The sequence below is a fragment of the Anoxybacillus andreesenii genome (assembly GCF_030813005.1).
Classification (GTDB): Bacteria; Bacillota; Bacilli; order Bacillales; family Cytobacillaceae; genus Robertmurraya; species Robertmurraya andreesenii.
The window spans coordinates 1-15,505 of record NZ_JAUSTU010000042.1; the positions used below are offsets into that span (position 1 = coordinate 1).

Annotated in this window: 15 protein-coding genes, 1 tRNA gene, 2 rRNA genes, 1 other RNA gene and 1 other annotated feature; of the genes, 4 read left to right on the forward strand and 15 right to left on the reverse strand. The window is 41.2% G+C overall.

Going from position 1 to position 15,505, the window contains the following annotated elements; genetic code table 11:
* From J2S07_RS20810 to tadA, 8 genes are all read right to left on the reverse strand, one after another.
* Window positions 1-62, reverse strand: a 16S ribosomal RNA gene (locus J2S07_RS20810); the annotation flags it as partial.
* A gap of 261 nt (window positions 63-323) precedes the next feature.
* Window positions 324-587: a pro-sigmaK processing inhibitor BofA family protein gene (locus J2S07_RS20815; protein WP_307152310.1), complete on the reverse strand. Its 264-nt coding sequence runs from the start codon at window positions 585-587 to the stop codon at window positions 324-326.
* A gap of 82 nt (window positions 588-669) precedes the next feature.
* Window positions 670-888: a YaaL family protein gene (locus J2S07_RS20820; RefSeq protein WP_307152311.1), complete on the reverse strand. Its 219-nt coding sequence runs from the start codon at window positions 886-888 to the stop codon at window positions 670-672.
* Between the two features lie 20 nt (window positions 889-908).
* The gene (recR, locus tag J2S07_RS20825; protein WP_307152312.1) at window positions 909-1,505 is read right to left on the reverse strand and encodes a recombination mediator RecR; all 597 of its coding nucleotides are present in this window, start codon (window positions 1,503-1,505) and stop codon (window positions 909-911) included.
* 10 nt (window positions 1,506-1,515) lie between these two features.
* Entirely contained in the window at window positions 1,516-1,839 is a 324-nt protein-coding gene (locus J2S07_RS20830) for a YbaB/EbfC family nucleoid-associated protein (protein ID WP_442320012.1), read from the reverse strand.
* A 14-nt stretch (window positions 1,840-1,853) separates the two neighbouring features.
* A complete protein-coding gene (gene dnaX, locus J2S07_RS20835; RefSeq protein ID WP_307152314.1) occupies window positions 1,854-3,551 on the reverse strand; it encodes a DNA polymerase III subunit gamma/tau in 1,698 nt (565 codons plus the stop codon).
* Window positions 3,552-3,693: 142 nt separating this feature from the next.
* Window positions 3,694-3,959, reverse strand: an RNA gene (gene ffs, locus J2S07_RS20840) — signal recognition particle sRNA large type.
* A 54-nt stretch (window positions 3,960-4,013) separates the two neighbouring features.
* Complete coding sequence (tadA, locus tag J2S07_RS20845; protein ID WP_307152315.1) at window positions 4,014-4,514, reverse strand: tRNA adenosine(34) deaminase TadA; 501 nt, start codon at window positions 4,512-4,514, stop codon at window positions 4,014-4,016.
* A 161-nt stretch (window positions 4,515-4,675) separates the two neighbouring features.
* Between tadA and J2S07_RS20850 the strand changes: the two genes are divergently transcribed.
* From J2S07_RS20850 to J2S07_RS20860, 3 genes are all read left to right on the forward strand, one after another.
* Window positions 4,676-5,959 carry a glycosyl hydrolase family 18 protein gene (locus J2S07_RS20850; RefSeq protein WP_307152316.1) on the forward strand — a complete coding sequence of 428 codons (1,284 nt, stop codon included), beginning with the start codon at window positions 4,676-4,678 and terminating at the stop codon, window positions 5,957-5,959.
* 346 nt (window positions 5,960-6,305) lie between these two features.
* Window positions 6,306-6,947: a deoxynucleoside kinase gene (locus J2S07_RS20855; RefSeq protein WP_307152317.1), complete on the forward strand. Its 642-nt coding sequence runs from the start codon at window positions 6,306-6,308 to the stop codon at window positions 6,945-6,947.
* Complete coding sequence (locus J2S07_RS20860) at window positions 6,944-7,603, forward strand: deoxynucleoside kinase (protein ID WP_307152318.1); 660 nt, start codon at window positions 6,944-6,946, stop codon at window positions 7,601-7,603. Before J2S07_RS20855 ends, J2S07_RS20860 begins: the two co-directional genes overlap by 4 nt.
* Window positions 7,604-7,660: 57 nt before the next feature.
* On the opposite strand, the gene J2S07_RS20865 is transcribed toward J2S07_RS20860, so the two are convergent.
* The 6 genes from J2S07_RS20865 to guaB all read right to left on the reverse strand — a co-directional run bounded on the left by J2S07_RS20865 (window position 7,661) and on the right by guaB (window position 14,070).
* A tRNA-Ser gene (locus J2S07_RS20865) sits at window positions 7,661-7,753 on the reverse strand.
* Between the two features lie 126 nt (window positions 7,754-7,879).
* Window positions 7,880-9,154, reverse strand: coding sequence for a serine--tRNA ligase (gene serS, locus J2S07_RS20870; RefSeq protein WP_307152319.1), 1,275 nt, complete (start codon window positions 9,152-9,154; stop codon window positions 7,880-7,882).
* A 51-nt stretch (window positions 9,155-9,205) separates the two neighbouring features.
* Window positions 9,206-9,424 (reverse strand) — a binding site (T-box leader).
* Between the two features lie 53 nt (window positions 9,425-9,477).
* Window positions 9,478-10,062: a pyridoxal 5'-phosphate synthase glutaminase subunit PdxT gene (gene pdxT / locus J2S07_RS20875; RefSeq protein WP_307152320.1), complete on the reverse strand. Its 585-nt coding sequence runs from the start codon at window positions 10,060-10,062 to the stop codon at window positions 9,478-9,480.
* Between the two features lie 4 nt (window positions 10,063-10,066).
* Window positions 10,067-10,948, reverse strand: a complete 882-nt coding sequence (gene pdxS, locus J2S07_RS20880) for a pyridoxal 5'-phosphate synthase lyase subunit PdxS (RefSeq protein ID WP_307152321.1) — start codon at window positions 10,946-10,948, stop codon at window positions 10,067-10,069.
* A gap of 143 nt (window positions 10,949-11,091) precedes the next feature.
* A complete protein-coding gene (locus tag J2S07_RS20885; protein WP_307152322.1) occupies window positions 11,092-12,462 on the reverse strand; it encodes a D-alanyl-D-alanine carboxypeptidase family protein in 1,371 nt (456 codons plus the stop codon).
* A gap of 141 nt (window positions 12,463-12,603) precedes the next feature.
* On the reverse strand, window positions 12,604-14,070 hold the full coding sequence (gene guaB / locus J2S07_RS20890; protein WP_307152323.1) for an IMP dehydrogenase: 1,467 nt from the start codon (window positions 14,068-14,070) through the stop codon (window positions 12,604-12,606).
* A gap of 306 nt (window positions 14,071-14,376) precedes the next feature.
* Between guaB and J2S07_RS20895 the strand changes: the two genes are divergently transcribed.
* Window positions 14,377-15,324 carry a YaaC family protein gene (locus J2S07_RS20895; protein ID WP_307152324.1) on the forward strand — a complete coding sequence of 316 codons (948 nt, stop codon included), beginning with the start codon at window positions 14,377-14,379 and terminating at the stop codon, window positions 15,322-15,324.
* A gap of 88 nt (window positions 15,325-15,412) precedes the next feature.
* Here the strand turns inward: J2S07_RS20895 and rrf are convergent.
* A 5S ribosomal RNA gene (gene rrf, locus J2S07_RS20900) occupies window positions 15,413-15,505 on the reverse strand; the annotation flags it as partial.

Genomic DNA, 15,505 nt, shown 5'->3' on the forward strand with positions numbered 1-15,505 from the left:
ACTTGCATGTATTAGGCACGCCGCCAGCGTTCGTCCTGAGCCAGGATCAAACTCTCCAATAAAGAGTTGATATAGCTCATAAAAATTTGTTGTTTAAAACAACTAGAATTAACGTTGACGTATGATTTGTTTAGTTTTCAAAGAACAGACTTAATTCCAATGAATCAAGTATCTCTTATCGCCTTGAGGCGACTTTATTAATATATCATCCAGTCGAAAAAATGTCAACAACTTTTTAAAAGTAGTTAACTTGTTTCCTTGTGACGACTTTTAATATATTACCACCTGGCATTTTGTTCGTCAACTACTTTTTCAAAAAAAAGTTAGATGATCCAGCTATCAATTGCCACCAATGCGAAGAGTCCCGGAATACCAAGAAATCCAGACACTGCGGATGTGACAAAATTAATAGGAATATGAATACCGAACTGATTTCCAATAACATTTAGAAAAAACAACAGCAGCGCTCCAATTAGTAGCTTAACAACACCTTGTCCAATAAATCTTAATGGCTTAAGCGGTGCACCGACCAAAAGGAAAATCACTATTAGCCCAGCTAACACGGATATGACAATTGTTGGTTCCATAAAAAAAGCCCCCTTCCAAAACAACCTATACTAAGTAAATATGTACAGGTTATCAAAAAGATGACATGGAAAGGGGATTTTTTTACTTCCTAATATTTATCTTCCTGTTCTTCGCTTCTCTAATTAGATAGAAATATTTAGCTTCTGTGAGCTTTGCATGAGTTAAAATTTCTTCAGAAGGATCAAAGCTTTTTTCTACAAGTGATTTTTGATTGGCCCACTCTGTTCTAATTTCACTAATCTGCTCCATCAACTTTTCATCGAACTCTTTACGAAGCCATCCTTTTCGCCGAAAAATCATGCTGAACTCCTCCAATTTACTTATACTTCTCTTCTTCCCTCAAGAGCCTTTGACAGTGTAACCTCATCAGCATATTCTAAATCTCCGCCAACAGGTAAACCATGTGCAATTCTTGTTATTTTTATTCCGGATGGCTTCAACAGACGTGAAATATACATGGCTGTCGCTTCCCCTTCAATATTCGGGTTGGTCGCCAGGATAATTTCTTCCACGGTCTCATCTTGAAGTCTTTTTAATAAATCGGGAATATTAATGTCCTCTGGTCCAATGCCGTCCATTGGAGAAATAGCCCCGTGCAACACATGATAAAGGCCAGTATAATCCTTCATTTTCTCCATCGCTATGACATCTTTTGGGTCCTGTACGACACAAATGACCGACCGATCCCGTCTTGCGTCCTCGCAAATATAACATGGATCCTGATCGGTTATATGGCCACAAACCGTACAATAGCTTAAATTTCTTTTTGCATTGACTAATGCCTTTGCAAAATCGAGGACCGTATCCTCCTTCATGCTTAGCACGAAAAATGCCAGACGAGCGGCTGTTTTTGGCCCGATACCTGGCAATTTCATAAAGCTATCAATAAGCTTCGATATTGGTTCAGGATAATGCATATCGTCCCTCCTAGAACATTCCTGGAAGGTTCATTCCTTTTGTGAATTGTCCCATTGTTTGATTGACTAACTCTTCCGCATTCTTAAGAGCATCATTTGTGGCAGCAAGAACTAAATCCTGAAGCATCTCAATATCTTCTGGATCGACAACCTCTTCCTTAATATTAACTTCAAGTACTTCTTTGTGCCCGGAAACAACGACTGTTACCATTCCACCGCCAGCTGTACCTTCTATTTTCTTTTCACCAAGTTCCTCTTGTGCTTGCGCCATCTTCTTTTGCATTTTTTGCATCTGCTTCATCATATTTTGCATATTGCCCATTCCACGCATAATTCTTCATTCCTCCATTATTCCTTAATTTCAATTAAAGCATCTCCAAATAATTTAACAGCTTCCGAAACAATTGGATCCTCACCAGATTGCTCAGAAATGATCTCATTGGACTCATCTTCACGATGACCCTTAATAAATTCCTCTCGAACAGAAAGCCATTGCTCTTCTGGAATTCCTACTATTTGCAGACTTTTGCCTAGCAATTCCTCAAAAAGCCTTGATAATACACTTAAAAAGTTAGCATTGTCCATCGCCATTTGGCAATGAATTTCATATTTAAATTTGATGATAAATGCAGTCGCCGAAGCAGCTACAGGCTCTGCCTCGTTCAATAATGCAGCTTGAGAGCGCATTTGTTTTTGTGCCAGTTGAGAGAGCATTTCCCCCCAACGGCTTTTCACAAGATTCAAATCCGATTTCGTTGCAGCTTTCAAAATTTCATGAATCCTTCCCGTTGGGGCTTGAAATCCTTTGCGAGCGGTTCTTTGAGTTTTGGGTCGTGATGGAGCTTGCGCTTCTTCACTAACCGATATCCCTTTTTCCCTGAGCTCACGAAGCTGGTCCTCGAGCTGAGAAACCTTCGTGAGTAGTCGGTCGATTTCCCCGCCTTCAATAGAAGTTGTTTTTCCCACCTGCTGACAAAGCTTCACAATCGCAACCTCAAGAAAAATTCGCGGGTGGTTTGTCCAGCGCATTTCCTGCTGGGCCTTGTTTAAAATATCGATAATTTCATATATTTCTTCTTGATCGATGGTTTGCGAAAGCTCCTGGAATTCCTCATCAAGCATGACTCTTTCCATGGACTCCTCTAGGTTTGGAGCCGCTTTGTATAAAAGCATGTCTCGATAAAAAAGAATAAAATCCTCGATAAAGCGGGATGGATCCTTCCCCTGAAACAATAACTCCTCCAACGCTTCTAACCCATTGGCAACATTTTTTTCTTTTACAGCACGGGCTAGTCGATTCAAGAAATTCTGGGACACGGCTCCTGTTACCGTTAAGGCATCCTCGACCGTTACCCGGTCTTGACTGAACGAAATCGCTTGGTCAAGTAGGCTTAGCGCATCCCGCATGCCACCTTCAGCCGCTCTCGCCACTACCTGAAGAGCTTTATCATCACATGCAACATCGGTCTCATTGACAATAAGGCGCATTCTCTCCACAATCGCACCCGCCGATATTCTTTTGAAATCAAAACGCTGGCATCTTGAAAGGATGGTGAGAGGAATCTTGTGCGGCTCTGTTGTCGCCAAAATAAAAATAACATGTCGTGGCGGCTCTTCAAGTGTTTTCAGCAACGCATTAAACGCCCCCATCGAGAGCATATGAACCTCATCAATAATGTAAACCTTATATCTCACTGAACTCGGAGCATATTTGACCTTATCTCTAATATCTCTGATTTCATCAACCCCGTTATTCGAGGCTGCATCAATCTCAATCACATCTGAAATAGAACCATCCGTAATTCCCTTGCAGGACGGACATTCATTACAAGGCTCCTGTGTTGGAGCTTTCTCACAATTCACAGCCTTGGCCAATATTTTGGCCGCACTTGTTTTTCCAGTACCTCGTGGTCCAGAAAATAAATAGGCATGGGAAATTTTCTCGTGAAGCAGGGCGTTTTGTAGTGTCTTCGTCACATGCTCCTGTCCAACTACATCAAAAAATTGCTGTGGACGCCAAACACGATATAACGCTTGATAACTCACCGACACGCCCCCTTTCTCAACACTGAACTCTTTTAGAATCGTCTCCCTCATTATACCTTAATTGTTTTCCAATGAGAAACACTATTATAAATACAAAAACTCACCCTATTAATACAGGGTGAGTTTAACCATCATATGTATACCGTGCACCTTTCTTCGACTGACGCCCATAAGCGTTACTTAGGCAGTTAGCTCGGCTCAGGCAACCCTGCGGCACATGGGAGTGTCCACTTAATGCTGCTTCCTTCCGGACCTGACATGGTTCATGGATTCCCATTGCGCAGGACCCGAGCGTCAACACCACTTACCTAAGGCAGACCCTACAGGACATCAGCCTAGGAAAGGAGTTCAGTCTTGCTAGAGCGGATTGCAAGTTACAGGGCACCGCTACCTCCCCACCTAGCACGGCAAGATTAAGTATACTAAGAATCTGTGAAAAAATCAATCTTTCCTGTTTGTAAATTACTGTAAATTAGGATTTCCCTTATCTAATTTAAGCTCTTTCTTCTTTTTCCTTAGATTTTGGAAAAAATCAGAAAGGAGCTGCCCACATTCTTTTTCTAATACTCCTGAAATGACTTCACTTTGGTGATTGAATCGTTCATCGGAAAGGAGATTCATAAACGTACCTGCACAGCCTCCCTTTGGATCACTAGCGCCAAATACGACCTTTTCCACTCTCGATTGGATGATAGCCCCAGCACACATCGGGCAGGGCTCTAACGTGACATAGAGGGTAGTATGCTCCAACCTCCAGGTCCCGAGCCTTTTACAGGCAGCATCAATAGCGAGAATTTCCGCATGGGCAGTGGCCAACTGATGGGTCTCGCGAAGATTATGAGCACGAGCGATAATTTCGTCATCAATAACAATCACAGCCCCGATGGGAACCTCCCCCATCGCTTCCGCCTTTTTTGCCTCTATAATAGCTTCATTCATAAAATGTTCATGCCTCAAATCCATTTCGTACTCCTTTTTTTCACCTGATACTTTTCAGTTTAGCCAATAATGATCCATGAGTAAAACGCTATTGCTTCGGAAATAACCTTTTGGAAGCTGTCATTTTCTAACCTGTTTTTGCATAGGATGGGTGTAGCGCATATTTTGGGCAAGGAGGAAAAGGTATGCAGATTCATGTTGTTCAGCAAAACCAGAACCTATTTGGCATCGCTCAAGCCTATGGGACAACTGTAAATGATATCGTGGAAGCGAATGAACTTCCCAATCCTAATCGACTAGTGGTCGGGCAGGCATTAGTCATTCCGATTGTAGGAAGCTTTTATTGGGTTCAGCCAGGGGATACCTTATTTTCAATTGGACATAAATTCAATATTCCCTACCAGCAGCTTGCCTCAGTAAATAGAATTCCCACCAATCAGATCCTTTCAGTAGGAACAAGACTATATATCCCACCAAGGCCAAAAAAAAGGGCGGAATTTAATGGCTATGTCGAACCAAGAGGAACAACCGTAGCTCCTACCCTTGTTGAAGGTGCCAGGGAAGCAGCTCCTCATTTAACCTATCTAGCCCCATTTAGCTTTCAAGCCCAAAGAGATGGTAGCCTAAAGGAACCTTTATTAAATGATTTTCCTGCAATTGCAAAAGCAAACAATGTCATTTTGATGATGGTCATCACAAATCAGGAAAATGATCAATTTAGTGATGAACTTGGACGAATTTTATTAAATGATATGACCATCCAAAACAGGTTTTTAAATAATATTGTAGCAACAGCCAAGAGACTTGGATTCCGGGATATCCATTTTGACTTTGAATTTCTGAGACCAGCTGATAGAGAGGCTTATAATAACTTTTTACGGAAGGCTAAAGCCCGCTTTTCTGCCCAAGGTTGGCTCTTATCAACCGCATTAGCACCAAAAACAAGTCGGGAACAGCAAGGATTATGGTATGAAGCACATGATTACCGCGCACATGGAGAAATTGTAGATTTTGTTGTCATCATGACCTATGAATGGGGCTATAGCGGAGGACCAGCAATGGCCGTTTCTCCAATTGGACCTGTCCGTAAAGTCATTGAATATGCATTGACTGAGATGCCCGCTTCAAAAATCATGATGGGACAGAACCTGTACGGATATGATTGGACTCTTCCATTTGTGCAAGGAACAGTCGCTAGAGCCGTAAGTCCTCAGCAAGCGATTCAAATTGCAGCTAACAACAATGTACCAATTCAATATGATATGAGAGCACAGGCACCCTTTTTCAACTATGTGGATAGTACGGGCAAACGACATGAGGTTTGGTTCGAGGATGCCCGTTCCATTCAAGCCAAATTCAACTTGGTCAAGGAATTAAATCTAAGGGGCATGAGCTATTGGAAGCTTGGCTTAGCCTTCCCGCAAAACTGGTTATTAATAGCGGAGAATTTTGATGTAGTAAAACATTAAGAGAAAATCGTTACAAGCAGCTAGCTGCTTGTTTTTTTTAGGCTCTTTTCTCAAACTTTGTTACTTTTGAACAAAAAATAATTAGACAAGCAATGTTTTATAAAGTTTTTCTGTAGAAATAACGGAGAAAAGAGCTGCTCATTCTATGCGTATCTCATGCCTAGTATGAAACGGAATGGCCGGTATTAGGGACATTCCAGAACCACAATCCGTGCGAGAACAGCCTTTTTTTATTTTTTCTTGTAAATACCGTTTTTTGCTAACATATTTCTCTCAACAGTTATTGAAATAAGTGATAAGATGATGGAAGTGAAAAAAAGCTGAGGGGAAAGAAGGAACCGAGAGAATGAAAGAAGTACCATTTATAACTGTAGAGGGACCGATTGGTGTCGGCAAAACCTCTCTCGCAAAAGCCATTTCAGAACATTATCAATATTCACTGCTACTCGAAATTGTTGATGAGAATCCATTCCTGGAAAGATTTTATGAGAATTTGGACGAGTGGAGCTTCCAAACAGAGATGTTCTTCCTTTGTAATCGATACAAGCAGCTAGGCGATATTAAGAAACACTGTCTAGAGAAGAAAATTCCCGTTGTAGCCGACTATCATATTTACAAAAATATCATTTTTGCTGAACGTACCCTACAAAAAGAAGATTATCGTAAGTACATCGATATCTATCATATCTTAACTGCTGATATGCCTACTCCTAATATCATGATCTATTTAAAAGCTAATTTAGAGACATTGATATCTAGAATTAATCATAGAGGAAGACCACAAGAGAAGAACATAAGTCCTGATTACCTGATGCAACTATCCCTTGACTATGAACAGGCCATGCTTGAATTTGAAAAGCAAAATCCAAGCATTCCGATCCTTCGTTTGAACGGTGATGAAATGGATTTCGTCCATAGCAAACAGGATTTAGATCATATTCTCAAGCAATTGGACTCATTACTTTCATTTAAGGAGCAATCATCATGAATCTACGAGAAAAATACGGGATTCCAAACAATGCCGTCATAACGGTTGCTGGGACTGTTGGGGTTGGGAAATCTACCATGACGACCGCTCTTGCGGAAGCTTTGCAATTCAAGACTTCATTAGAAAGGGTCAATGATAACCCTTATTTAGATAAATTTTATAAGGATTTTGAGCGCTGGAGCTTCCATCTACAAATCTATTTTCTTGCTGAGCGCTTCAAGGAACAAAAGAAAATGTTTGAATTAGGTGGTGGGTTTATTCAGGATCGTTCCATCTACGAGGACACAGGGATATTTGCCAAAATGCATTATGATAAAGGCACAATGTCTGAGGTTGATTATCAAACCTATACGAGCCTTTTTGATGCAATGGTGATGACTCCTTATTTCCCGCACCCGGATCTCTTAATTTATCTGGAAGGATCCCTTGAAGATATTCTTTATCGAATTAAAGAAAGGGGACGAGAGATGGAGCAAGAGACACCCAATGAATACTGGCAGGAAATGCATATGCGCTATGAAAAGTGGATCAACGAATTCAACGCCTGTCCCGTTCTTCGTCTAAATATAAAGGATTATGATATTCAGGAGGATCCATCCTCTATAGAATCCATCATTCAAGCCATTTCAAATACAATAAAAAATCCGCTACGGTAAGTAGCGGATTTTTAAATCTCCAATATTATGCGCATTTTGTGTCTTACCATCTTAATATGGCGGAGGAAGAGGGATTCGAACCCCCGCGCGGTTTAACCCGCCTGTCGGTTTTCAAGACCGATCCCTTCAGCCAGACTTGGGTATTCCTCCATATCGACAAGTGATAATATAACATTTCTCTAACAACGTGTCAATAAAAAGCTACAAGATATATAATGTCCCATTATTAGGATAATATAAGGGGCGAGATTGAAAATCATCTCGCTCCTTATCAAATTATTTTATGACTTCACGATTTCCCATATAAGGACGTAATACTTCTGGAATAACCACACTTCCATCTGCCTGCTGATAATTTTCTAAAATAGCGGCAACGGTTCTACCGATGGCAAGGCCTGAACCATTCAAAGTGTGTACATGCTCTGGTTTCCCCTTCGGCTCTCTGCGGAAGCGGATATTAGCCCGTCTTGCTTGGAAAGCCTCAAAATTACTACAAGAAGAAATTTCACGGTACGTATCATAGCTCGGAATCCATACTTCAATGTCATATTTTTTTGCTGCAGTAAAGCCCAAGTCACCCGTACACATTCTCATCACACGATAAGGCAGACCTAATAGCTGAAGTACCTTTTCCGCATTGCCTGTGAGCTTCTCTAGCTCTTCATAAGAATCCTCAGGCTTTACAAATTTTACAAGCTCAACCTTATTAAATTGATGCTGACGAATAAGCCCACGGGTATCTCTTCCAGCAGAGCCCGCTTCAGAACGGAAGCAAGCACTAAAGGCTGCATAGTTGATTGGTAATTGCTCCCCATCCAAAATCTCATCACGGTGTAAATTCGTTACTGGAACCTCTGCAGTAGGAATGAGGAAATAATCTTCGCTTTCAACTAAAAAAGCATCCTCCTCAAATTTTGGTAATTGTCCCGTACCTGTCATACTAGCTCGATTGACCATGTATGGAGGTAAAATTTCTTGATAGCCATGCTCCTCAGTATGCAAATCAAGCATAAAATTAAACAACGCTCTTTCCAAACGAGCTCCTAATCCTTTGTAAAAAACAAAGCGGCTTCCTGTTACTTTGCTCGCTCTTTCAAAATCGAGAATCCCTAACTGATCGGCGACCTCCCAGTGAGGCTTTGGTTCAAAATCAAACTGTCTTACCTCACCCCAAGTGCGATGGACAACGTTATCATCCTCGGTTTCACCGATAGGAACCGTCTCGTGCGGGATATTTGGAATGCTTAATAAGAGATGTTCTAGCGTTTCTTCTACCTCACGAAGCTCATCATCCAGAACCTTGATTTTGTCTCCAACCTCACGCATTTCTGCAATTAAATGGTCTGCATCCTTTTTCTCTCTCTTTAATGCTGCCACTTGCTGTGACACTTCATTTCGTTTACTTTTTAATTGCTCTGCTTCAACAATTAAGTCTCTTCTTTTTTTGTCCAGATCTTCAAACTTCCCTAGATCCGTTAAATCCTCACCACGATGCTGAAGCTTAGCTTTTACTTCTTCAAAATTTGCCCGTAAAAATTTCAAATCCAACATATCCATTACCTCCACATTTTTTTGGACAAACAAAAAACTCCCGTCCCTATGAAAAGGGACGAGAGTTACCCGCGTTGCCACCCTAGTTGAAAGCAAAAAGGCTTTCCACCTTAAATCGATAACGGTTTAACCCGAAAGTATTTACTAGCCAACAGGCATTCCATACTTTGCTCAAGGATGGATTCACAAGCGCCGCTCACTGATTTCCACCGACCATCAGCTCTCTACTAGAACGAACTTCCTGCTACTATTTCCTCTCATTGCTTTCACTATAGAAAGATTGTAATTTAATTTACTATAATTATCTTCCGATTGCAACCCTTTTATGCAAGGTTTTTCGCTTCTTTTATCATTTGAATAAAAAAGTCGGTAATTCGATAATCATCTGTGAGCTCTGGATGAAAGGAACATCCTAATAGGTTTCCTTCACGTGCCATCACAATACGGCCATTATGCTTTGAGAGAATCTCGACATTTTCACCTGCCTCAACAATATGGGGAGCTCGAATAAAGACTGCCTCAAAATCATCGGCAATTCCAGCTATATCTAGACTGGCCTCAAAGCTCTCCCGTTGCCGTCCAAAGGAATTTCTCTCAACCGTTACATCCATGACTCCAATATGGGATTGGTCATAGCCAACAAGATTCTTAGCCAGCATGATGAGCCCTGCACATGTTCCAAACATAGGCTTTCCCGAGCTTGCGAATCTTTTCAACTCATCCATAAAATCATATTGATCAATTAGCCTGCGAATGGCTGTACTTTCCCCACCTGGGATAATCAGGCCATCAACTTCTTCTAGCTGTTCTTTTTTCTTTATGGCAACCCCCGCTGCACCACATGCTTCAATTGCTTGTAAATGCTCTCGAAACGCTCCTTGAAGAGCCAATACTCCTACTTTTATCATTTGCTTACCATCCACGTTCCTGCATCCGTGCTTCTGGTGCCAAAGTAGAAATTTCGATTCCCTTCATTGGTGTTCCTAATTCCTTTGAAAGCTCTGCAATCAATTTATAGTCTTGGTAGTGAGTGGTCGCTTCTACAATTGCCCGAGCAAACTTCGCTGGGTTATCTGATTTAAAAATTCCCGAACCGACAAATACCCCATCAGCTCCTAGCTCCATCATTAAAGCCGCATCTGCTGGCGTTGCGACCCCACCAGCGGCAAAGTTCACAACTGGCAAACGGCCTAATCGCTTAATTTCTAATAGAATCTCATATGGTGCTCCTAGAAGCTTTGCTTCCGTCATGATTTCATCTTCACTCATGTGAACTAATTTACGGACCTGTGCATTTACTTTGCGCATGTGGCGAACTGCTTCGACGATATTTCCCGTTCCTGGTTCTCCTTTTGTACGAAGCATGGAAGCCCCCTCCCCAATGCGGCGGGCCGCTTCACCTAAATCACGACACCCACATACGAATGGCACCGTAAAATCTCGTTTATTTAAATGGTACTCTTCGTCCGCTGGTGTCAAAACTTCACTCTCATCTATGTAATCAACACCCATCGCTTCAAGGACTCGAGCTTCAACAATATGGCCAATCCGAGCCTTCGCCATAACAGGTATGGTCACAGCATTCATTACCTCTTCGACAATTCGTGGATCCGCCATCCGTGCAACACCGCCAGCAGCACGGATATCAGATGGGACTCTTTCTAAAGCCATAACTGCAACAGCCCCTGCTTCTTCAGCAATTTTAGCCTGCTCAGCATTTACAACATCCATGATAACGCCGCCCTTTTGCATCTCAGCCATTCCACGTTTCACTCGGTCTGTTCCTGTTATCATTGTTCTATCCCCTTTTTCTAAAAAATAATAAGTACTAAAACTATCGGAATAAACTATTTTCCTTAATGAAACTAAACAACAAAAAAGGGCTTCTGTCAATACAGGAAGCCCCTTTTATCTGAAATATTCAAATTATATTAACCTTAGAACCAGCCTTTTACTGCTGAGGATACACTCCCCCAAATATCTCCAAAGAAACCGCCAATTCCACGCATCATCAAGATGAACCAGTTGGCTTTTTCAACATCATTTGCAGCGATGACATCTACGGCTGTACTCTTTTGACCTTCTTCGCTTAAATAGTTCGCCTCTTCGCCTTCTTTTGGCTTAATAGTCAAGGTCCCAACCTTGTCTCCCTTTTTAATCGGAGCGGTTAAGGCACCATCCTCGTTTAATTTCTTCTTATCAATTTCAAGGACGAATTCATATTGATCCTTTTCATCCGTGCCTACAACACTTTGAATCGCATCCTTTGTATAAATCTTGACACTATCTTCTTTTCCTTTTGCAACTGGGAGCGTTTTTGACCCCTTAACCTGATAATGTTTCGGGATAAGCTCTTCCTTCTTGAAGCTATTGAAAGCAAAGTCCATTAGCTTTTTCGTTTCAACAAAACGCTCTGCATTTGATTTGGTACCCATGACAACCGTAATAAATCTTTGTCCATCTCGCTCAGCCGTTCCTGTAAAACAATAGCCCGCAAAGTTAGTGGAACCCGTCTTCAGGCCATCTAGCCCCTCATAAGTAAATTGTTGATAGTTTGGATATCTGTCTGCTATGTTTCGATATCCTTCCAGCATCCAGTTCCAGTTATCCATAACAAATTTATCTTCTGTATCTTTGGCAAAGGTTTTTTCAGGAATACTTGAAGTATTTAATACCTCAGGGAAATCTTTTAACATCTGGTAAGCTAGCTTGGCAACCGCTCTAGCAGACATAACGTTTTCTTCATCGGCACCCCCTACGATCTCAGGAAAGTGCTTTGCTACATCACGGTTATTAAGTCCAGTCGAATTCACAAATTTGAAATCCTTTAGTCCTAGTTGTGCTGCTTTTTCGTTCATCATCTTGACGAAGTTAGCTTCCGTTCCAGCAACAACTTCTGCAATTGCTAGCGTTGCGGCATTTGCGGATTCTATTGCCATAGCAGCGTATAAATCTTCTACCTTATAGCTAGCGCCGACTCGCAAAGGAACATTACTTAATTTATTATCATGTGACATTTTGGAAAGTTCAGGTGAAATTGTAAATTCCTGATCCCACTTTACCTTGCCCTCTTTGACAGCCTCTAGTAAAAGATATTCTGTCATCATCTTTGTCATGCTGGCAATTCCTAGAACGGTTTCTGAATTCTGCTCATATAGAATCTTACCAGTGTCTGCATCCACTAGAATCACTGCATTTGCATTAATATCTATTGGTGCAGCTGCTGCTGCGGGTTTTTGAATAAGCCCGATCATAAGTACAAATATCAAGAAACAAACGAAACCTTTTTGTATGAAGCCTCTTTTCACGGTTAGCCCTCCAACTGTTAATTTACACCCTTGTTATTTTATCACAGTTCGATAGTCAAGCATAGACAGAGGATTTTCCTATTATTAGTACCTCAAAAAGTAAATAGGGCTAGCTAGCTTTTCACTAGCTGCCCTAAAATTTTATGATAGAGAGTAATTTGGCGCCTCTTTTGTAATTTGAACATCATGTGGATGGCTTTCTCTAAGACCTGCCCCCGTCATTCGAACAAACTGTGCTTTTTCTCTCAGCTCTTCTAAGTTACCCGTTCCGCAGTAGCCCATTCCCGCACGAATTCCACCAACTAATTGATAGATCGTATCTGTAAGAGGTCCTTTATAAGGAAGTCTCCCTTCAATTCCCTCGGGAACAAATTTCTTGTTATCCTCTTGGAAATAACGGTCCTTGGACCCTTTTTCCATAGCTGCCACGGAACCCATCCCGCGGTACACCTTAAATCTACGCCCCTGGAAGATTTCCGTTTCACCAGGGCTTTCAGAAACACCTGCTAACAGGCTTCCGAGCATGACTGCATGGCCACCAGCCGCCAATGCCTTCACAATATCTCCAGAGTACTTAATTCCACCATCTGCAATAATGGCCTTCCCGTGCTTTCTAGCTTCTGAAGCGCAATCGTAAACAGCTGTAATTTGGGGAACACCTACCCCTGCTACAACACGGGTGGTACAAATAGAGCCAGGTCCAATTCCAACCTTCACAATATCCGCACCCGCTTCGAATAACTCTCTTGTTGCTTCAGCAGTTGCTACATTTCCTGCAATAAGGGCAACATTCGGAAAGGCTTCTTTAATTTGCTTGACCGTATCGATGACTCCTTGAGAATGGCCGTGTGCAGTATCTACCACAATCGCATCAACCTGTGCCTTTACTAGAGCCTCCGCACGTCTCATCGTATCCTTTGTCACACCTACTGCCGCGCCAACTAATAATCTGCCCGATTGGTCCTTTGCAGAATTAGGGAACTCAATTACTTTTTCTATATCCTTGATCGTAATTAATCCTTTTAATATACCATTATCATCAACGAGTGGGAGCTTCTCTATTTTATACTTCTGCAAAATGCTTTCCGCTTCTTCCAATGTAGTCCCAACTGGAGCTGTGACAAGATTCTCCTTCGTCATAACATCGGAAATTATAATGGAATAATCTTGAATAAAACGGAGGTCACGATTGGTAAGGATTCCAACTAATTTTTGTTCCTGTTCATTATTCACAATGGGTACACCAGAGATTCGGTATTTCCCCATTAGATGCTCAGCATCATAAACTTGATGCTCCGGCGTAAGGAAAAATGGGTCTGTAATAACCCCACTTTCTGACCGCTTGACCTTTAGCACTTGATCAGCCTGCTGTTCAATCGACATATTTTTGTGAATGACGCCCATTCCACCTTGACGAGCCATTGCTATCGCCATTTCAGCTTCGGTTACTGTATCCATACCAGCACTTATAATAGGGATATTCAGCTTGATTTTCTCAGTTAAATGAACTTGTAAGCTTACATCTTTTGGTAGAACCTCTGACTTACCCGGAATCAAAAGTACGTCATCAAACGTTAATCCTTCTTTTACAAATTTACTTTCCCACATCTTTTGGACCTCCTCATATGCTCGAAAATATTATTAGTAGGTTATCAATTGGTTAAAATACTGTCAAGGATAAGGTAATATGTTGGATTTTTCTAATAATTTTACTCTTTTCTCAAACATTGTTCCTTTTGAACAAAAAAGAAAAGATAAAATATTGTTTCATGCAGGCTATCGATTCAAACAACTGAGAAAAGTGCTGGTCAATTGATACATACACATACCCAGTATTTTTCGAATGGCTGGTACTAAAGCCATTCGAAAAATACTATACGTGCGAAAACAGCCAATAATTTGGAGGTATTACTCTTGCATACTTTTCAATGGAATTCATTCTCTTATTTCTTTTCAGCCCACTCTACACAGTTCTTCTTAAAGAATTGTTATCGCAAAAGGGGGATAGAGCTTGCAGATCAAAAGGCCTATGAGAACTGCTATCCTTTTATCTACTATATTGAGCATGGAAAGATATATTATGAGCAGGCAAAAATAGCCCCGTTAATTATTAAACCTATCCTCCTTTTTTACGGGCTTGTCCATTTGATTAAAGCCTGTATCCTTACCGTAGATCCCAACTATCCAGAAACAACCTCCGTGCTTGCTCATGGAGTTTCTACTAGAAAAAGAAAAAAACAGCAATATTCATTTGTTCTGGATGAGGTTAAGTTCCAGAAGACAGGATTATTTCCCTTTGTAGCTGAAAAATTGTTTCACATGAAACATCTTGAAGGGGATAAAATTTCCATGGGCAGCCTTTTGAAGCAAGTACCTGAACTTAGTGACTTAGTTCTCCAATTCGAGGGCAAGCCATCCTTTGCAGAAGTCAACCAAAATGGCGAGGAATTTAGTATTCCAAAGCATGTCCTCGACGTCTTTCATATGACGGAGAATCGTTTTATTGATTTCTTTTTAAGCAAATCCATGGAAAACTTCTCCCATCAGCGAAGCGAGGACCAATCTCTAATTTTTAATAAAAAGGGGAGCGACTATCTCCCATTAAAATATGATTTATCTAATAAATCCTTTGCTCTTCCTCTCACAAAAGGGATAGGTCTACAATTCCATGAATTAATCATACACTATCTCCTTCTGTATAACCTAAGCATGATTGCTCGTTATGAAACGGAGTGGTGGAGTGAGCTTGTAAAAACAATGCCTAATCAGGACTATCCTCTAATTGATAACTTTTTGTATATCACTACGGAAAAAGGGCCTTATCTTGTTCATCATTTTTTGGACAAGGCTGCTAGTAAGTAATTGTATCTGCATGAGGGCCACTCTACACAAGTTTCTTGGCTCTCTCGATCAAAAAAAAAGAGTACCCTCTACTGGATACTCTTCGCTTGCCCGGCAACGTCCTACTCTCACAAGGGGACAGCCCCTAACTACCATCGGCGCTGAGAAGCTTAACTTCCGTGTTCGGTATGGGAACGGGTGT